Origin of the sequence: Nostocoides vanveenii, from assembly GCF_039531165.1 — a bacterium.
Taxonomy (GTDB): Bacteria; Actinomycetota; Actinomycetes; order Actinomycetales; family Dermatophilaceae; genus Nostocoides_A; species Nostocoides_A vanveenii.
Map to the genome: position 1 here is coordinate 80,657 of NZ_BAAAPN010000003.1, position 21,107 is coordinate 101,763.

8 protein-coding genes are annotated in these 21,107 nt (G+C 68.3%); all 8 read left to right on the forward strand.

Annotated elements, in window-relative coordinates:
- Window positions 1–115 precede the first annotated feature (115 nt).
- Window positions 116–856: a PP2C family protein-serine/threonine phosphatase gene (locus ABD209_RS00765; RefSeq protein WP_344060700.1), complete on the forward strand. Its 741-nt coding sequence runs from the start codon at window positions 116–118 to the stop codon at window positions 854–856.
- Entirely contained in the window at window positions 853–2,481 is a 1,629-nt protein-coding gene (locus ABD209_RS00770; protein ID WP_344060703.1) for an FHA domain-containing protein, read from the forward strand. Before ABD209_RS00765 ends, ABD209_RS00770 begins: the two co-directional genes overlap by 4 nt.
- A gap of 23 nt (window positions 2,482–2,504) precedes the next feature.
- Entirely contained in the window at window positions 2,505–4,079 is a 1,575-nt protein-coding gene (locus ABD209_RS00775) for a serine/threonine-protein kinase (protein WP_344060706.1), read from the forward strand.
- A 123-nt stretch (window positions 4,080–4,202) separates the two neighbouring features.
- Complete coding sequence (locus tag ABD209_RS00780; RefSeq protein WP_344060709.1) at window positions 4,203–10,370, forward strand: Ig-like domain-containing protein; 6,168 nt, start codon at window positions 4,203–4,205, stop codon at window positions 10,368–10,370.
- A gap of 40 nt (window positions 10,371–10,410) precedes the next feature.
- A complete protein-coding gene (locus ABD209_RS00785) occupies window positions 10,411–11,379 on the forward strand; it encodes an AAA family ATPase (RefSeq protein WP_324385523.1) in 969 nt (322 codons plus the stop codon).
- Window positions 11,348–12,565: a DUF58 domain-containing protein gene (locus tag ABD209_RS00790; protein WP_344060717.1), complete on the forward strand. Its 1,218-nt coding sequence runs from the start codon at window positions 11,348–11,350 to the stop codon at window positions 12,563–12,565. The genes ABD209_RS00785 and ABD209_RS00790 overlap by 32 nt, the downstream gene beginning before the upstream one ends.
- A 53-nt stretch (window positions 12,566–12,618) precedes the next feature.
- Window positions 12,619–14,886 carry a transglutaminaseTgpA domain-containing protein gene (locus ABD209_RS00795; protein WP_344060720.1) on the forward strand — a complete coding sequence of 756 codons (2,268 nt, stop codon included), beginning with the start codon at window positions 12,619–12,621 and terminating at the stop codon, window positions 14,884–14,886.
- A 144-nt stretch (window positions 14,887–15,030) separates the two neighbouring features.
- On the forward strand, window positions 15,031–21,102 hold the full coding sequence (locus ABD209_RS00800) for an Ig-like domain-containing protein (protein ID WP_344060723.1): 6,072 nt from the start codon (window positions 15,031–15,033) through the stop codon (window positions 21,100–21,102).
- The last annotated feature ends 5 nt before the right edge of the window (window positions 21,103–21,107 follow it).

Here is a 21,107-nt window from a genome sequence, read left to right on the forward strand (position 1 = left end):
CGGACGCGCGCGTCCTCGAAATCGACGACTAACGCTTCTACCGCTGGTCAATAGAGTCCGGAGTGTGGTCGGAGTACACGCGGGCGCGGCTACCGACGTGGGCAGGGTCCGAGAGGTGAACGAGGACGCCGTCCTCGTCGGTGAATGGTTGTTCGCCATTGCCGACGGCATGGGGGGGCAGGCGGCGGGTGAGGTCGCCAGTCGCCTCGTCGTCGAGTCCTTGGCCCGAGGCGATTGTGCGTCGCTGTCCGGCGACTCCGTCCGGCAACTCATCCTGGACGCCTCGGTGGCGATCGGGGATTACGGCCGCACCAATCCCGATAGCCACGGTCTGGGCACGACGGTGGCGGGATTTGCCGTCATCCCGGGCCCGTCAAATCTCTTGGCCGTCTTCCATGTCGGTGACTCCCGCGTCTACCGCCTCAATGAACGATGCTTGGAGCGACTGACGACCGACCACTCGGAAGTCACCGAGTTCCTCGAAGCCGGGCACGTCTCGCCGGAAGAGGCTCGACACCATCCGAGTCGACATGTGCTGACGCGGGCAATCGTGGAAGAGCTCCCGCCGCAGCCCGAGATTCGGATGGTGCCGGCCGGCCCCGGAGATCGTTGGATGATCGCGAGCGACGGGCTCACGGGCGAGGTCGAGGAGGCCGAAATAGAGGCGATCCTTCGCCGGCACGCGTCTCCCCAGGAGTGTGCCGACGCGTTGGTCAGTGCCGCGCTTGCCGCCGGTGGGCACGACAATGTCAGTGTCGTCGTGGCGGACCTCGCCTTCGGCGACGACTATCACGGTGATCTCGCGGTTACGGCGCCGCGGGCCGTACGCCGTCAGAACGAGGAGCACCAGAGTTGAACATCGACGACTTCGCGCATTACCTTCCCGGCGACGGCGTTGCCATCGTTCTCGGAGCGCGTGCGATCCTGCTGCCCGGTTCACCAGGGGACACCCTGTCCACGGAGTGCCTCACGGCGCTCGCCGGCAGCGGCGTCGAGGCCGCCATCGATGCCCTCTTCGCCCGGGGTCTACGCGCCGCCCCCGACTTCGCGATCTGCGAGATCGACGCGGACGGGCGCGCCCGGGCACTGACGCGCGGCCAGGGCCGAGTGGAGGTCGAGACGGCGAGCGATCGTCACGTCCTGGACGACGGGCGCCTCGTGGCGGATCACGAATACACCGATGTCGTGATGGCCACTCTGTCCTTGGCGCATGGGTCGGCGACGCCGGCGGTGCCCGTTCAAGGCGGCGTTGTCCCTGCTGCAGCGGTGCGCCTGACGCCGATGATCGCCGCCGCGCATCGACCACAGCCAGATGAGCTCGAGGTGCTCCCGCTGTTTCCTACCGACGACGCCGAGCCCGCGGTCGAGGCTTCCGATCCCGTATGGGCGCTTGCCGACCCCGCGCATTCCCCGCATCCTCCCAGCGTGGCCGAAGGCCCATCCGACGACGGCGTTGCTGTTGACGCCCAACCGATGACGGATGCTGGTGACGGTGTACTGGGCGTGGCGAATGCGTCCTCGGAGCTGGCCGTTGGGGTCTCGGATTCCTGGTTCTCGCGATCCGAGGACGCGGAAGCGGCCGCTACCGACGCGGACGTCCGGCAGCGGCCCGTCGATCTGAGCAAGGCGGCGTCCCACTCCGAAGACCTTGGCGAACCTGCGCTGGACGAGCAGTCAAACAGCTCACCTGTCGATGACCCGCTCGATGACGCCGTGGATCTCGTCGACGCGGGGTGGGGCAGTACGCAGTCGAACTCGGACACCGACGCCGACGACAGCGATGACGGCTTCGTCAATGCCGGCCCATCCTGGAACCCGGCGGACTGGCGAGTCACGCCGCACCCGTCGGGCGGCACCGCAGACGCGGTGGATGTCTTCGACAACCAGCCCGCCTTCACCTTTCCGCCCCCACCCGGAGAGCAAAGGCTCCTAGGCCCCGATCCCGATGGGGACATGGAGCTGACCATCGCCCGGGGTGACCTCTTGGCTGCGCTCGACTCTCCGCCGGGGGCCTGCACGGGACCGATGGTGCTGGCCAAGAAGTGTGCGCAGGGCCATTTCACGGTGGCTTTCCAGCCGACCTGTCGCGTTTGCCACGCGCCGGTTCCCGAGCAGGAGCCGGTGGAGATCAGCCGCCCGGCCCTGGGCATCCTGCGTCTGGAGTCGGGTGAAGTGATCACCGTGGACAGGGACATCGTGCTCGGCCGTTCGCCGCGGGAGATCCCCGGTCACCAGGGTGAACGCCCACACCTGGCGCGGATTGTCGACCCCCAGCACGAGGTCTCCGGCCAGCATGCCCTGATCTCCGTGAACTACTGGCTTGTTAGTGTCACGGATCTCGGTTCGACGAATGGCACCGAGATCGTCGACGCCTTGGGTGTGACGACCCGGCTCACCTCGGACACTCCCGTGGTGATCGAACCGGGAAGCACCATCATCCTGGGTGAGGTCTCTCGGATCAGTTTCGAGGCAACGGCGTGATGGCGGCCCAATCTGGGCCGCCCGTGATTCGTGGTCTAACCTTCCGCCACCTGCTCAGCAGCAGCGGGGGGTACGGCGACGTCTATCTCTATCGCGAGGATCGACTAGGTCGTGAGGTCGCGGTGAAGGTACTCCGCGACCGCACGCTGGACGAGCTTGCCCGGCAGCGCTTCGAGACCGAGGCGACGACGATGGCGGGCCTGCAGCACCCCAATGTCGTCACCATTCACTCCGTCGGCGTCACGGACGATGACCGGGCCTATATCGTCATGGCGTATTGCCCGGAGGCCACCTTTTCCGAGCGCGCCGTCGGTGGTGAGTTGGCGCTCGCCGATGTGCTGAGCGCTGCCATCGAGGTCAGCGGTGCCCTCCACAGCGCGCATCTCGCAGGCATCATCCACCGCGACGTCAAGCCCGCAAACATCCTGACCCAGCCGTGGGGCGGGCCCGGCTTGACCGATTTCGGTGTGGCTACCACGTTGACGCCGACGCCGGAGGACGATGAGGAGGTCGGTGTGTCGATTCCCTGGTCGTCACCGGAGATGCTCTTCACCGAAACGCGCGGGTCCGTGGCCACGGATGTGTATTCCCTGGGCGCTACCGTGTGGCACCTCCTGGTCGGACGTTCGCCCTTCGAAGTCCTGGGTGGGGACAACTCGCGCATCGGCGTGATGGGGCGAATTCGCGACCTGCAGCCGCCACGGACCGGGCGCGCCGACGTTCCCGATTCGCTGGAGCGGATCCTGGCGCGCGCCATGGCGAAGAAGCCAGAACTGCGTCATCCCTCCGCCGCTGCTTTCGCTCAGGCCCTGACAAGCGTCGAGAGCGAGCAACGCCTGCCTCGCACCCGGATGATCGTGACGCACCGTCGAGCACCCGGTATGTACGCCGAGATCGCCGACGACGCGCTCGCCAAGACGCGCGTTCGTCGGTCAGGTGCTGCCGGACCGGGGGCACCGGGGCAACCGAAATCGAAGACAGCAACGACCGGCGCAGGAGCAGCGCAACGTTCGCGACCGCTCGGTGCGGGGAACGGTCATACCGAAGCCACCGGTCCGAGCTCGACCGAGGCTCAATCCCGGGCCAACCGATCGGCGTCGGCGCGACGGGTGGGCAGGTTGGAGGCCCCGATCCACGGGGGAACGACATTGCCGCCGCCCAGGGCGGTGACCCAGACGAGTGCTCGCCGCGGCCCGTTGACGCTCAAGGTGGTCGGGGCGCTGCTGGGCGTCGCTGCGGCTGTCGGCGTTGGCTACGCCGTCGTGGCGCGCGATTCGCCCCAACCCTCGCGCGCCACCCTGACTGAGGGTACGGGGACGCCAGACGCAGGGTCCGGCGTCGCCGGGCTCCCACCCGGACCCGTCGCCATCACGTGGACGCGCACCAAGGCCGAGGTCACCTTCCGGTGGACCTACTCGGCGCAACTGGCCACGGACACCTTCAGATGGCGAACGGACGACGATCGCGAGGGCGTCGTCAAAATCCCTACGCTCACCCTGAAATCCGCTGCCAGGCAACCCATTTGCCTCGCCATCCTGGTCGTCAGGCAGGACGGGGGTGGCTCGGTTGCCTACTCGCCGCCGGTCTGCGCGGACTGACGTGACGAACGAGGGATGACGCTTCCAGAAGCCACTGACCCCACATTTGTGGACAAGACGGTCGAGGCGATTCGTGGGCAGACTTGGGCGGGCTATTGATCTGCGAAACGGAGGGCCCGCGCCATGGGGTTTGCTCGGCATGGCCGAATGCTGGCGGGCGCCTTGGTCGTGGTGCTCGCGGTCGTCGCGCTGGTGGGTTTTGCCGTCCGATCGCCGGGGGTGGCCGTTCGAAGCATCGACCTCAACGACGCCGGCGTCTGGGTCACCAACAACAAGGATTCGCTCTTCGGCCGACTCAACCGGGCCGCGGGCGCCCTGGACTCGGGCTTCTATGCGCCCGGCGGCGCCCGCGCGGGCGACACTTCGAGGCTCGACGTGCGCCAGGAGGCGGGCACGGTCATCGCGATCGACCGCACCATCTCGACCGTCTACCCGGTCGATGTGCGCGCGGGACTGCCGCTAATCGATCAAGGTGCCGTCATCGCGCAGGACGCTGTCATCGATATGCGCGGCGGAACGGTTGCCGCTCTCGACATCAAGACCGGACGGATCTGGGCCACCCGCTATCGCGATGGCGAAGCTTCTCCGACCGTGCCTGTGTTGCGCGATCTCGCCTCGGCCAGCGAACCCATCGCGTCGTTGACCGCTCTCTCGGGGGCGTCCTCGGACCGTGCTGCTCTCGCGGTCGCTATGGACGGCACGATCTACGCGGCCGATGTCACCGGACGCACGGTGACGATCACGCCCGCCGAGGGCGGGTTCGCCGAGCCACGGATAGGCACCAGCGTCACACGCAGCTCCGTCGCGGTCTCGGCGGTCGGACGGCATCGCATCCTGGCGGAGCCGGACTCTGGAGCCGTCCAAGTCGATGACGCAGCCCCGGTGGTGCAGCGAGCAGCAGCCGGGCTGGTGCTCCAGGAACCCTCGTCCGAAGGGACGGCTGTCATTGTGGCCACGCCGTTGGCCCTGTGGCAGTTGCCCCTTGACGGCAGTGCCGCGAAAGCGCTTTTCGCCGCAGGCACCGGCCGCCCGGCCCGGCCCGTGATCGTCAGTGGCTGTGCATTGGGCGCGTGGGGCGGTGACCGGGGAACGGCCGCCCGCTCCTGCGGCGGCCGTCAGGCCGTCGAGACACCGGTGTCGCGGAACGCCCCCTTGCGGCAACCCGTCTTCCGGGTCAACCGCGACCAGGTCGTGGTCAACGACCTAACCAATGGCGCGCTGGTCGACGTCGAACGCAAGACGGCCAGTGACGACTGGGCGGGAATCGTGCGGCCCCTGAAGGCCGACAAGGACGCCAAAGGCCCGAAGAAGACCGGCGCAAGCTCCTCCTCACAGGCCCCAACCGTGACCCGCGGAGAATTCGGCGCACGCCCGGGCCGCACGACCGTCCTGCACGTTTTGGACAATGTGCAGGACATCGCGGGTCATATTCGGGCGATCACGAGCGTGGAGCATGTCACGGGTGGCCGCGCTCAAATCTCGCCGGACTTGCAGACGGTCAGTTTCACCCTTGATCCCAAGGCGAAGCGGGCGGGATTCGATTTCGTGGTCGACGCCGGAGGGCCGTCACGCACCGGCCATGTCGACGTCACTCCCAAGCCGAGTGGCAATGCGGCGCCCCTCCGGCGCGAGCAGGCGGCCGATCCGATCTGGACCGTGCCGGCCGCCGGAGTCATCAGTGTTCCCGTGCTGGGGCAATGGCGCGACGGCGAAGGTGATGCCCTCGCCTTGTTCGATGCGAGCGTGTCGGACGGGGTTGTTCGGACGACCGGTGAAGGCAACCTGGAACTTGCGGCCCCGGCTACCGGGGGCGTCGTGGACATCACCTATCGGGTGACGGACGGTCGATCCAAGAGCCAGCCGGCCCACGTCCGAGTCGATGTTCAGGATCCGCAGGCGACACAGCGTAAATCCGCCGTCACCCGTCCCGATGTCGTTGCGGCCGAGCCGGGGTCCCCCGTGACCTTCCGTCCCACCGTCAACGACCTACCCGGGTCGGATCCCACGGACCCCTCGGCGACTATCTCGCTCGACGGAGACGTCACCTTCACGCGCTCGGCCAAAAGGCCACTCAATGTCACGACGGACCCCGCCACCGGGACGGTGACCGTGACGGCCGCCAAGGAGGGGTCGTACACGCTCGGCTACCGCGCGGCATACGGAAGCGCGGATCCGGCACCCGGGCAGGTCCGTTTGGAAGTGCGCCCGGCCAAGCGGGCAGGTGCCCCCGTTGCGATGCCGGATACCGCGTCGGTCCGCGGCTTAGCGCCCGCGCTCGTCGATGTCATCGGCAATGACATCGACCCGGCCGGCCGCGTGCTGACCGTTCAGTCGGCCACGGTGGAACCGAAAGATGCGATGACCGCAGCCACGGTCGGTGGCCGATGGCTGCGTCTGATGCCGACCGGAGTCAAGGCGAGCGCGCCTCCGGTCGTCAGCTATGAGGTGAGCAATGGCGAAGAGACCGCGACCGGACAGGTTTCGGTTGCCCTGCTCGCGCCCTTGGAGAGCGATCAGGTCGTGGTGCGAGCGGACGCGGCGGTCGTGCGAGCGGGTGACTCCACCCTGATCCCGGCTCTGGAGAACGACTCCACCCTCTCCGGCGGCCCGCTCACGCTCAAGGCGAATGTTCCCGGCGCGCCGGGACCGGGACAGTTGCTCGTCACCGACCCCGTCGACCCGACGTCGAAGGACGTCGGCGCCGCCTATGTCTCGGGGTCGGCCATCCGCTTCCTGGCACCGGCCAAGGTCGCTTCCCCACGCACTCTCGCAATCGACTATGTCGCCGTCACCGACACCGGCGAATCGGGATCCGGCCGGGTCATGGTCATCGTGCAGCCGCTGCCGTCGCAGGCGCAGGCCAATGCGATACCGACCCCGGAGCCGCTGGAGGCCCGAACCGTGCAAGGCGACACGGTGACGATCCCGGTCGCCACCTCGGGCCATGACCCCGACGGTGATTCGTCCGTCGTCACCGGGATCGCATCGGCGCCGAGACTGGGTCGGATCATGGGCTTCGGGCCGAACAGCATTGTCTACCAGGCTTATCCGCAGTCGCGTGGCACTGATGTCTTCACCTATTCGGTCAGCGACGCCTTTGGTGCCATGGCGACGGCGAGTGTCCGCGTGGCGGTGGTCCCGGCCGGTGATCCACAACTCGCCGTGCCGCTGCCCGACACCATGACGGTCGCCCCGGGCGCCCACGTGACGATCAACCCGCTCGCCAACGATCTGTTTGCCAAGGGCGATCCGGTCACCATCGTCCCGCTCGCACAGAACAACCCGAAGTTGCCGGCCGGCGTCGCATTGCAATCCCCGCAAGGACCAGTCACGGCCACTGCCCCGCCGATCGGCAAGAGCCTGACGGTCACCTACGGCCTGACCGGGAACGCCGGCCCGTCGTCCTTGTCGACGGTGACGATCCGGTCGGCGGAGGATGCCCAGTTGCCCCCCCGGATTACCGACCACGTGGCGAAGGCGACGTCGGTCGACTCGGCCACCGTCGACGTGCTGACCGGTGCGTCCGACCCGGACGGCGACTCGGCCAAGCTGCAGGTCACTTCGGTCGCGTCCAGCAACGCCAGGATCGCCGGCGCCAAGGTGGTGATCTCAGTCACCGATGTGCCGCAAGCGATTCCGTATGTCGTCACGGACGAAGCGGGCTCATCGGCGGCCGCGGTGATCTATGTGCCCGCCGCCGGGTCCGGGGGACCCTTCGCCATCCCGGGCAAGGCCATCGCCTTGCCCGAGGGCGGTTCGGCCGACATCCGCCTCGGTGACTACATCGACTCGCCCACCGGCTCCCGGGTGGTGCTCGCCGACGGCCGCGATCCGGTGCTCACCTCGCCGGCCAAGGCGCTGCGTCCGCGAGTGACCAAGCCGGGAGCCACGAGCGTCACCGTGGCTGCCGAGAAGGGTTTCTCCGGTCCGGCGGCCCTGCTGTTCTCGGTGACGGACGTCCCGAAGGGCGCGGCCGATGCGGCGCCACCCACTCTCGTGAGCATCCCCGTCCAGGTCGGTGATGACCAGCCCCTCCTGCGTTGCCCCCCGAGCGCGTTCGATCTGGTGGCCGGTGCCGAACCGATGACCCTCGACGTCGCCAGCCTGTGCCACGTGTGGACCTCGGACCCCGCGGCCGCCGCCGGTTTGACGTATGACGCGGCGTGGGTGGACGCCGCGGCCGGGATCGACCTCGCCGGATCCGGGAGCAACCGCATCTCCTTGAGCGCGCGGGCGGACGCCAAGGCCGGCGTTACCGGAAAGTTCAGCATCGCCGTGAGCGGAGCCACGGGCCCGGGTGCTGTCATGAGCGTCCGTGTCACCAAAGAGCTTCCGCCGCCAACGATTTCGCCGATCCGTCTCGACCACGTCAAGGCCGGCGAGTCGGTCTCGGTCGACCTGGCCGAGGCCATGACCTCGCCCTTGCCAGCGCCGACGTTCGCCGCTCTCTCGGTGTCCCAGGCGCCGGGTGCCAAAGTCTCTGCCTCCGTGCAGGGATCGCGGATCACCCTGACCCCCGCAGCGAATGCGACCGGTGTGCTCACGGTCGGTGTCACGGCCACCGACTCCGCGGGGAGCAGGGATCGCATCGTCACCGGGTCGATCACTCTGTCGATCTTTGCCAAGCCCGACCCACCGAGCCGCGTGGTTGCGCAGATCTCGACTCTGGCAGCGTCGGCCGAGGTCTCCTGGCAGGCCGGTGCGGCCAATGGTTCGCCGATCGACTACTTCGAGGTCAGCGGGGTCGGCAGCCCGAAGCGGTGTGCCGCCTCGCCCTGCGCGATCACCGGGCTGCCGGTAGGCGACGAGGTCTCCTTCACCGTCCGCGCTCACAACGAGGCCGGCTTCAGCGACCCCTCGCCTGCGTCCGCCCCGGTCACGATCGACGAGGTGCCGAAGCCGCCGACCGGGTTGCGAGTAACGCCCGGAGGCGACGGCGAACTGAACCTGTCCTGGACTGCGGCACAGACCACTGGCTCGCGTCTGACGGGCTACGACCTATCCGTTCAACCCGGTGTTACCGGGGCCGGCCAACAACTAGGTCCGGGGGCCACGTCGACGACCGTTCGCGGGCTCACGAACGGTCAGAAGTACACCTTCACCCTGGCGGCTCGCAATGCCGTCGGGTCCAGTGTTCCGGTCACGGCCTCGGGGACACCGGTCGGCCCGCCGAGCGCCCCCGTGCTGGCCGAGCCGAGTGTCCGAGACAATGGCGACGGGATCAACGGCGTCGTCGATCTGTCCTGGTCCGCGAGTAGCGCGAACGCGCCCGGCGCGGTTTCCTACACGCTATCGATGAACGGCAGCCCGATCTCCTCGTGCTCCGGGATCTCCGCAACGTCGTGTTCGTCCCCACCCGTGACCTACGGCGCCTCGGTCAGTTTCCGGGTCGAGGCCAAGAACTCCGCCGGCATGACCGCATCCTCGGACTCCGTGAGCGTCACGCCCGAGGGCCAGCCATCCCCCTGGTCGAGCGTGCCGACGTCCAAGGCGACTGGGTCGAGCGGAGAGGTCACGATCTCCTTCACGACGCCACCGACCAATAGCGGGGTGAACACCCTGACCGCCTTCTTCCTCGGCCAGCGGCTGGCCATCAGCAGCTATGGCCCGAGTGCCCAGTCCGACACCGTGACCCTCAACGTCGGGGTGAACGTGCCGGTCACGGTCAAGCTGCAACTGTGCAATGCCAAGGGCCTCTGCTCGACCTCGGACGGCATCATCGTCGAGCCTTATGGCGCTCCCGACACCCCCGTCGTCAGCGTCCGGGCCGAGGGCACGGTCATCTATTGGTCGGTCAGTTTGCCCGGTGGTGGCATGGGGCGGCCCGCCACCATGAGCGTCTCGAGCAGCGACCCGAACTTCGGTGGCCCGTCCAGCCTGAAGGTGCCCGCCACCGGCGACTACGCCAGCGGCGAGTACTCCTTCGACACCGGGCAGTACGACACCACCGTCGACGTCACGGCAACGGTGGCGGCCGAAGGCGGGACAAGTTCCAGTACGGGCTCGGCCATAACGGGTTCGAAGCCGGCCGACGCCACCATCGATCTGCAGCGCGGCACCGAATCGACCGATCCGGCGGTGTGCGGCGTCGAGGGCACGTGCTACCAAGTCGTGATCGTCGCCGAGAACTTCGATTCGGGCGGCGCCACGTGCACGGTGGATGTCCTTGGCCAAGTCGCGGTAGGCAACGGGGCGAACACCTTCGGCTACGTCTTGGCAGCGCCAACGCTGTCGGCCAGCTGCTCCGATGGCGTGGAAAGCGCTTCGGACACCGAACCGTGGGGCCTGTGATGGCCCCGACGAAGTCCACCACCCAACCCGGAGGCCACCCATGCCACTGACCGATGACGAGACCCGGCGCTTTGCCGAGACCTTCGAGGCGATGGTCGGCAATATCGAACGCGGCGTGCGCGGCAAGACCCACGTCACCCGCCTGACGCTGACCTGCCTGTTGTCGGGCGGGCACCTGCTCATCGAGGACAACCCGGGCACCGGCAAGACGCAACTGGCCAAGGCGCTCGCCAACACCATCGAGGGCAGCCACAGCCGGATCCAGTTCACTCCGGACCTGCTGCCCACCGATATCACCGGAGTGACGGTCTACGACCAGAGTAGCCAGCGGTTCTCCTTCCGCCCGGGCCCGATCTTCGCCTCCATCGTGCTCGCCGACGAGATCAATCGGGCCTCCCCGAAGACACAGTCCGCCCTCCTGGAGGTCATGGAGGAGGGACAGGTCACCGTCGACGGCACGCGGCACAGCGTGGGCAAGCCCTTCATGGTCATCGCGACCCAGAACCCCATCGAGCAGGCGGGTACCTACCGGCTGCCCGAAGCCCAGCTCGACCGCTTCCTAATGAAGACGGCCCTCGGCTACCCCGATCACGACACGACGGTCGAGTTGCTCGCGGATGCCGAGAACCGCGACCGCAGCAGTGGCGTCCAACCGATCATCCGGGCCAGCGCGGTCGACGCCATGGCTACCCTCGCGGGGCAGGTGCACGTCGACCCGACCATCTTGAGCTATGTCGCGCGTATCGCTGAGGAGTCCCGCCGCAATCCCCACATCGCCCTGGGCCTGAGTGTCCGCGGCGGGCTAGCCTTTGTGCGCTGCGCCAAGACCTGGGCGCTGGCCTCCGGGCGCGCGTATGTCACTCCCGACGACATTGCCGACCTCGCCCAGCCGATCCTCGGCCATCGGGTACTCCTCGGCGATGAGGCCCAGTTCTCCGGCGTCCGGGTCGCCGATGTCATCGACGATGTGATGGCCAGTGTCACTGCGCCTGCCTACCGTCCCGCCTGAGCTGCGGGCCAGGACCGAGCGCGTGCTGGGTCCGGTCTCGCCGTTGGGTTGGGGTGTGCTCGTCGCCGCAGTGTTGAGCGGTCTGGCCGGCTGGTCGCTCGGCTGGATCGAGTTCACGTATGCCGCAGCAGCCCTCGTCACTCTCTTTGCGCTGGCGTGCCTGCTCACCATCGGCCGGACCCGGCTCGAGGTGCGCCTTCGCGTGCATCCGACGCGGGTGCGGGCCGGCGACGCGGCGGCTGCCGAAGTCCAGGTGCGCAATCTCGGCCGCTTCCCGCTTCCGCCCATTCCCCTCGAGCTGCCGACCGGTGACTCTGCGACGGTCCTGCTTATGCCGATGCTCTCGCGCGGCGGGGTCCACGACGAACTCGTCATCCTCCCTACCGAGAAGCGTGGGGTCTATCCGATCGGCCCCGCAACGACCCTGCGTGGTGATCCCTTCGGACTGGTGCGCCGAGCGGTCGCGTGGACCCCGACCATCGAACTCTTCGTGCACCCGCGCACCGTTTATGTCGACCCGTTCACCAGCGGCGTCCTTCGTGACCTCGAGGGTCAGACGACCAACGATGTCTCGGCGAGTGACTTGGCCTTCCACGGCCTGCGCGAGTACGTGCCCGGAGACGACCGCCGCCATATTCACTGGCTCTCCACGGCCAAGCGGTCCAGCAGCGGGGGACAGGCGGATCTGATGGTGCGCCAGTTCTTGGACACCCGTCGCACGCACGTGGGCCTTGTCGTCGACTGCAACGAAACGGCATACGCTGTTGCCACCGATTTCGAGGCAGCGCTGGAAGCGGGTGCCTCGATCGCGCAGCGCGCCGTCGGCGACAAGGTCGATCTCACCCTGGGGACCGGGCCTTTCGTGTTGCGATCCCCTAAGGGACACACGGCCATGGACGTCCTCGCGCGTGCCCGACTCGGCGGGGAACGGGTCGACCTGGTTGCCGGGACGCTGACGCGGCTCTCCCCCTCCATGAGCACCGTGGTCATCGTGACCGGGGCGGCCGCCGACCTGACCTCGGTCCATCGCGCCATCGCCTCCTTCCCGCCGGGGATGCGGGTGCTGGTCTTGCGCTTCGATGCCGGATCGGAGATCCGGCGGCAGCGCTCCTCGGGCGCCATGCTCATCACCTTCGGTGACCTGGGCGACCTCAACAAGGCGCTCGCGGGGAGTCGCCGTCCATGACCACCGATACCCTCACAACCGCCTCCCGGAGGGTGGCTCGCGGCGCGTCGCCGATGAGCCGTCTGCTCTTGCCGCCGGCCCTCGACACCGCCCTCCTCCTGGTTGGCATCACCGTGGCCTTCACGGCCTGGCGACCGGCCTTCGCCTCCTTCGGCTATCTGGGCCTCGGACTGGCCGGGGCCGTGCTCGGGGCGCTCGCGTCGGCGGCCGGCAGGCTGGCCGGACGTCGGCTGCCGGCCGCTATCGGCTCGTCGGCGGCACCGCTGCTCGGCGTGACGCTCACCGCGCTCGCATACGTACTCCTCGCACCGACCGTCGTCCTGCACCGTCCCGATGCCGTGGGACGGATGCTGCCGGTGCCCGTTGCCGGCTGGAAGGAAATGCTCACCACCTTGGCTCCGATCGACACGGCCGGCACTCTCGGCGGCCTGCCATTCACGATCGGGCTGTTCGCGGGTTGGCTGGGCGCGACGCTGTCCCGGAGTCGGCATGCGGCCGCGACCCTCGTCCCGATCGGAGTTCTCGCGGCCGCGATCACCCTGGGCACCGAGGACCGCCGGTATGCAGCCCTCGCCGGGTTAGGCACTGCGGCCATCGTCCTGGTGTGGGCGGCGGTGCGTCGTCGTCGCGGCCGGCGGATGATCGGAACGGGCGGCTCCCGCCTGAGCCAACTCGCGATCGGCTCTGCCTTGCTCATGGTGGCCGGCGGGGCGGGCTTCCTTGTGGCACAGCACCTCCCGGGCACCGAGACGCGCTCGCGGCTGCTCGCGCGCAGCCAGGTCGAAGCGCCCTTCGATGTTTCGCAGTTCGTGAGCCCGCTATCCGGTTTCCGCAAATACGGCGAGGGCCTGAAGCTGCTGTGGGATCAGGAGTTGCTGACGGTCCAAGGCGGTGCATCCGGGCAACGCCTGCGGTTCGCGGTCCTGGACACCTACAACGGAACAGTCTGGAGCGCCGGCACTACCGACGCGGGGGGCGGCGTTTTTCAGCGCGTCGGACGGGTGATCGCCGATCCGATCGTCCACCAAATGCGCGCGCAGCAGATCGAGGTAACCATCGGCGAGGCGTATGCCGCGCTCCCCGAATTGCGCGCCTGGGTGCCGGGGAATGGCCTGCCCATCAAGGTCGACTTCGTCAATGACCAGGACTGGAAGCTGACCGACACCCTCCGCTACAACCTCGCCACCGGCCAACTGCTCGTCCCGGGCGGGTTGCCGGCCGGCACCCGCATCCAGATGACGGCCTACCCCGTCCCGGAGGTGCCCAAAGCCGGTGTCGTCCCGGACCCCACGGTCCGGATCGATCAGGGTGCCGGGGCGTTCACAGCCACGTGGGCGACCGAGTGGTCCCGCGAAGCGATCAACCCGTGGGATCGCCTCGCCGCGATCGGCAAGCACCTCAGTGAGGCCGGCGCCTTCAGCGACGGCACTCGGCCGGGCGAGGAGGAGTATTGGCCGGGCCACAACCAGGGCCGCCTGATGACGCTGCTCGGTGCGCCCCAGCCGGTCGGCAGCGACGAGCAATATGCGGCGGCCTTCGCCCTGCTCGCCCAGCAAACCGGCGTCCCGACCAGGGTTGTTCTCGGCGCGGTGCTCCCGCCGGGCGGCCAGATCCGTGGCCAGGACGTCCATGCCTGGGTTGAGGTTCGCTCGGAGTCCGGCGAGTGGCTATCCGTGCCGAACGACTTCTTCATGCCTCAGCGCTCCCAGCGGCCCAAGGCCACGGACCCGGAGTCGGCCCCACCACTCGATCAGGCCGTTGTTCCACCGGCCGTCGGTCGCCGGCCCCCGGGCACGGTCGAGTCGCTGATCGAAGGTGTCCCGCCGCTGCAGAAGCCGCGGTCGAACGCGACGACAGGCACCAAGGCGCAGGGGCCGGCCATCAGCATCCCGGTCCCGTCGTGGGCCGGCACCGTCGCCCGGTATGCCGCGCCCCCCGCGGGGCTGATAGCCGGGTCCGCGATCCTGCTCGCGGCCGCCCGGATGCTGCGTCGGCAGCGTCGGCGTTCACGCGGCCAGGAGAGTCGACGGCTGGCAGCCGGTTGGCGTGATCTGGTCGACCATGCCCGCGATCTCGGCGTAGCGGTCGAGCCACGGGCCACCCGGCGTGAGCAGGCCCGCGTCGTTGGCCACCGGGATCTGGCAGCGCGCGCCGACCGCGCCGTCTTCGGGGCGGGCGAGCCGGGGGCAGAGGCGATCGGCGCCTTCTGGGCCGATATCGGCCAGGCCAAGAAGTCACTGTCGCGCAATGCTTCCCGACCGGCGCGCCTGCTGCGGCCGTGGCGCTTGCGCAGCCTGGTGATCCGTGATCCCGCGTCCTGACCAAGCCGCGCCAGGACGCCGCAGTGGTCAGCCTCGGGGCGTCGTGTCGTGCAATCTGAGGACTTCCCACCCGGGGTGGGGCTGAGCAGGGTAGACCCGGCGTCGTACACGCGCCCGTCGACGCTCGAGGTTCAGGAGGCCCACTTGCGCCGCCTCCGGATCGGATCCACGCGGGCGGGCGTGGCGGTGCTGGCGGTCGCCGGCCTCGTCTTGAGCTACTTCGCGGTGGCCCACCGCGGCGTCGAGGCCACCGAGATGCAGTTGAACGACGGCGGCGTGTGGGTGACGAACGGCAATCTGCGACAGGTCGCCCATCTCAACTACCCGTCGCGCACGCTCGATGGCGGACTCAGCGCCGTGGGGGGAAACCCGGGCGAGGTATTCGATATCAGCCAGGAGGCCAGGGACGTCCTTGTCTCCTATGCCGAGAGCGGCCACGCCGACGCCGTGGACACCGCGCGGCTGGTGTACAGCACCAAGGCCCAGGTGCCCGAGGGCATGACGCTCGTGCACGGTGGGCCCAATGTCGCGGTTCTCGATCCGTCCGGCGGGCGGGTCTGGGCCATGTCCATCGCCGACGTCAGCCGCTTCTCACCGGAAACTGAGCCGAGCCTGAAGGGAGCCGCGGGCGTCCGCGGCTTAGTCACCCGGTCCGGAATCGTGCATACGGTCGATGCGTCCGGTCACCTGCGGACGCTGCGACCTGCCGGGTCGGGATGGCAGATCGACGATGCGGGCAACTTCTCGGCATACGACGCGAAGGCCGAGCCGCAACTGTCCCTGGTGGGGGAGGAGTTGGTGGCTTTCGACCCGAAAGGGCATCGGCTCTTCTCACGCCACGGCGAGCGGAAGCTGGCCGACAACGGACTGCTTCTGCAACAGCCGGGACCGGCCGCCGATGCCGTCGTACTCGTGGGCCCAGCGACCCTCTTGCGCGTCCCCCTCAGCGACGCGGCCGAGACTCGGACCGCGGTAGCGTCCGGGCAACCCACGGCGCCCGTCGTCGTCGGTGGGTGCACGTATGCAGCGTGGTCGGGCTCCGGTGCCTACGTGCGGGACTGTCCGGGGTCGGCGGACGATATCTCGCGCACCGTCGACAAGCTCGCTGGAGCCACCGATCTCGTGTTCCGGGTGAACCGATCGGTCGTCGTCATCAATGACATCTCCGATGGTTCCGTCTTCCTCCCCGACGACAACTTCACGGTCGTCGAGAACTGGCAGGACATCAGCCAGCAGATCGAGTCTCAGGAGAAGGGCAATGACGCACCGTCCGAGGAAGTCGTCGAAAAGGTCGATACCGAGAGGTCGAAGGACAATCACCCGCCCACCGCCGTGAACGACGACTTCGGCGTCCGGGCCGGTCGGGCGACGAAGCTGCCTGTGCTTGTCAACGACTCCGATCCCGACGGCGACCTGATCACCGCCTCGGTCGCAAAGTCCCCTCGACTAGGCAAACTCGCCCAGATCCGCGGCGGTGAGGCATTGCAGATCACCATTCCCGAGGGTGCGACCGGCGCCGAAAGCCTCACCTATCTGGCGACGGACGGTCGAGGTGGCGAGGACGAGGCCGTGGCCAAGATCTCGATCCATCCCGAGAGCGTCAATGGGGCGCCGAAGATCAAACGCGAAAGCCGACTCGTGCTGGCCGCGGGACACGAGGGCAGCTACAACGTCCTGCCCGACTGGCTCGATCCGGATGGCGATGACGTGATTCTCGGTGGCGTGGCCGACGTCGACGGCCTCCAGATCCGTTGGCGTCCCGACGGGCTGGTCACCATTCGTGACGTCGGCGGTGACGGCGCAGCTCGCAAGGTCGAGGTGATCGTCACGATGACCGACGGCCGATCGAATGGGTCGGCCGAAGGCTCCTTGACCGTCGATATCCGAAGCAAGGAGAAGAACCAGGAGCCGACGGCGAATGCCGATCACATCCGGGTGGCCGTGGGCGCAGACGTCGTTGTCTCGCCGATGACCAATGACACCGATCCCGAGTCCGACCCCCTGCGGCTGGCCATGGTGGGGGCGGCCGGGCGGGGCGCGCGCCTGCGCAAGGATCTCAGTGCCGGCACCTTCACCATCAGCAGCACCAAGCCGGGAACCGTCTACATCCCCTACGACATCACCGACGGCCCAAACCTGGCCCATGGTGTCGTGCGCCTCGACGTCATCGAGGTGGAGAGGGCCGCCGCACCAGTGACCGACAACGATCTGGCCCTGCTGCCTGCCGGTGGCTCGGTGCTCGTCGATGTCCTCGCGAATGACGACGACCCCAATGGTGGGGTGCTCGTCGTCCAGTCCACCGAGGTTGCTGCGGATCTCGGCATTTCCGTGGAGGTGCTGGATCACTTTCTCCTCCGGATAACGGCGCCGTCAGGTTTGACCAGGACGGTGTCTTTCGCCTACACCGTGGCCAACGGGACGGGGGCGGCGCAAGGCCAGGTGACCGTCGTGCCACTCGCTCCGGTATCCGAGCCCGAACCGCCCGTAGCCAAGGACGACGTCGGCGTCGTCCGGGCCGGGGACGTCATCACCGTGCCCGTGCTCGGCAACGACACCTCGCCGGCCGGCCTCGATCTGAGCGTCAGCCCCGAGCACGAGGTCATCGCCGGCCAGGACCTCGGCGAGTTCTTCGTCTCCGAGAACACCGTCCGATTCAAAGCCGGCGGCAAGGCCGGCCGGGCCCGGGCGACCTATACCATCCGCGACGCCCGTGGCAATTTCGCCTCGGCGGACGTCATTCTCACCATCCGGGGGCTGGCTGAGAAGAATGCCCCGCCGGAGCCGAAGCCCCTTATCGCGCGGCTGGTCGGTGGGTCGCAGGTAGGCATCGCGGTCCCGACCGACGGCATCGACCCGAATGGCGACTCGGTCACGCTGCTCGGCATCGAGAATCCGCCCGGGCTGGGGACCGCGACGGTGGAGAAGGGGAAGATCGTCTTCCGGGCCGCGCTGGGCGTTGCCGGCACGGATTCCTTTACGTATGCCGTGGCTGACCGGTTCGGCGCCAAGGCGACCGGGACGGTCCAGGTCGGGATTGCCCCTCCGGCCACCGGCAATCAGCTGCCTGTCGCGCTCGCGGACACCCTGACAGCCCGGCCGGGCGTCGAACTGGCGCTACCGGTGACGGCGAACGACTTCGACGGGGACGGTGACCCGCTCACCCTCGGCTCGGTGCAGCCCGTGGACAAGACCACCACGACACCGGCCAAGGCCGACGGGCAACGGGTCTGGCTCACCACCCCCGAGAACGAGGCAACGCTCCTCTATTACTACGACATTGCCGACGGCCGGGGTGGCACGGCTCGCGGCGCCTTGACGGTCGAGGTCACCAAGACAGCGCCGCTCCTGCCGCCCATCGCCCGTGACGACATCGTCGACCTGACCCAGGTGATCGGGAAGGAGAGTGTCGCGGTCGAGGTGCTGGGCAATGACGAGGATCCGGACGGTGTCAGCGACAAGCTCACCGTCACGATCGGCGAACCGGGCATTGTCGTCGACAAGGGCACCTTGACCATTCCGGTTAAAGAGGATCGACAGGTGCTCGTCTACACGGTGACCGACAAGGACGATCTGACGGCGAAGGCGGTCGTCATCGTCCCCGGGATCGGCCGCGAGGCTCCGAAAGACGATCCGCAGCAAGAACCGCCCGGGCCGCCGCCCACGCTGCGATCGGAGAAGTTGCCGGTGCGTGTCAAGGCCGGCGCGGCGCTGCGACTTCCCCTTGATGACTATGTGTCGGTTCGCGACGGGCACTCGCCGCGGCTGACCTTCGAGAAGAACGTCCACGTGGGGCCGGGAGCCGACGGCTCCTCGCTGGTCGCCGACGCGAGCACGCTGACTTTTACCTCGGCCAAGGACTTCGGCGGGGACACCTCGCTGACCTTCGAGGTGACCGATGGAAAGTCGGCCGACGACCCCGCGGGTCTGCGGGCGACGCTGACCATTCCGATCGTCGTCGAGGCGACCAAGAACTCGCCACCGGTCTTCCAACCGTCCCCGGTCATCGTCGAGGCCGGCGGCCCGAAAACGACGGTCGATCTGCGGCCGATGGCCACCGATCCCGACCCGGACGACCAGACGAAGCTGACCTTCACCCTCACCGGGGCCCCGGGTATTGGTGCCTCGCTCAGCGGGTCGACGCTAACCGCGTCCGCCCCGCTCAGCGTGGAGCCGGGGACGGCGGTGACGGCCAAACTGACCGTCTCGGACGGGACGAATCCGCCCGTCGATGCCAGCTTGACCATCCAGGTCGTCGCCACGACGAAGCCCATGATGACGACGCGAGATGCCGAAGTCGAAGCCAAGGCGGGCGAACCGACAACCGTGGACATTGCGGCATACGTCACGAATCCCTTTGCGGCGGAAGGAAAGCCGATCACACTCGTCGGCAGGCCCACGATCGCCGGCGACGGCGCCCTAACGGGCGCGACCGGCACGGAGATCACCGTGACGCCCGGCGGGACCTTCCATGGCCAGCTGACGGTCACCTACCGCGTAGGCGACGCCACCGGCCGTCCGGAGCGTCAGGTTGACGGCCGGATCCTGCTCACGGTGCGCGCCAGGCCGGACCCGCCCACCAATGTCTTCGCCGAGACCAAGGCGTCGCGCACGGCGTCGGTCTCGTGGACACCAGGGCCGGCCAATGGCGCACCGATCACGGGCTTCACCGTGAAGTGGGCGGGTGGGAGCAAGACTTTTGGTCAGGTGACCAGTGGCACGATCACCGAGCTGAAGAACGACACGGAATACAGCTTCACCGTCACGGCGACCAATGACGTCGGCGAGTCTGAACCCTCCAAACCCTCGCCGAAGGTGCGCCCCGATGTCCGGCCCGACGCGCCGGCAGCACCCACGGCGACATTCGGAGACCGGCAGGTCGCGTTGACGTGGACCGAACCGCACACCGACGGTTCGGCGATCCTCTACTACACCGTCGAGATCAGTCCGCCGGCCGGGGGCAGCGCGCAGCAGAAGGCGACGGGGACGTCGTACACCTGGACGGGCCTGACCAATGGCACCGCCTACCAGTTCCGTGTCCGCGCGCATTCCAATGCCGTGGACCCCTCCGATTTCGGGCCCTACTCGAGTGCCGAGATCCCGGCGGGTCCACCGGCAACTCCGGCGGCACCGACCGCCAAGGGCAATGGCGATAAGACCCTGCCGCCGTCGGCTGCGGTGTCCTGGGCGGAACCGAACGGCAATGGCGATGACGCGATGACCTACGAGGTCCGGCTGACCGGGGGGAGCACGCTCTATACGGGCTCGGCCTTGTCGAGCAATTTCAATCTGACCGTCGGGACCTCTGCGCAGACCTTCCAGGTGCGGGCGACCAACAAGGCCGGCACGAGCGACTGGTCGGCTGCCTCGAACGGGGTGCGCCCGTTCATGGCACCGGGCGCTCCGACCGGGGTGCGGGCCGAGGCGACGGGCAATGACAATGAGGTTCGGATCAGCTTCACGCCCGGTGCCGCCAATGGTGCGCTGCCCGGTGAGATCACGTATGCCTGGGCGGCCGGTGGCCGCACCGGGACGCTGCCCGCGGGTGGCGGCTTGGTGCGCGACGGGGCCTTCGTCAATGGGAATGATGTCGGGGTCACCGTGACCGCCACGGCGCACGTCGACGGCACCGATGCCACTGGCACGCCCTCGGCCTCGGCCGTGGCCAACGCCTACGGCCCCCCGCGTGTCCCGTCGGTGAGCGCGAGCGGCAACATCAACAATGTGACGCTCAGATGGGAGGCCGGGGCCACGACGAATGGTCGGCCCATCGAAGCCGTACAGATCCAGACTGCCGACGGCGTCTTCGACGTCCCGGTCAACGGCAGCCGGGACGAGGGCAATGGGCGCTCACAGGAGCGCTGGATCAAGGCGCAGGTAAAGGCCGGTGGTATCTGGTCGGGTTGGTCGAACATGGCGTCGGCACGGACGTGGGAACCGCCATACAGCTCAACGCGGCACAACGGCGACACCCCCTGCCCCCGTGGCGTTGCTGGGCCGTGCCGAAAGGTAGAGATCGCGCTGTCGCGCTGGGACCCGGGCCGGAGGGTCCACTGCTGGGTGCCCGGCGTGAGTGCGTCCTCGTGGAACCAGTATCGCGCCGTCGACGGTAACGGAAACGCCGGATGGGACGGCGTGGGCCGGGAGGGACAGCTCTTCGATACCGATCGATCTCCGATCCCCGACGGGGACAACACCATCGACTGTGACTACGGCTGAGGAGA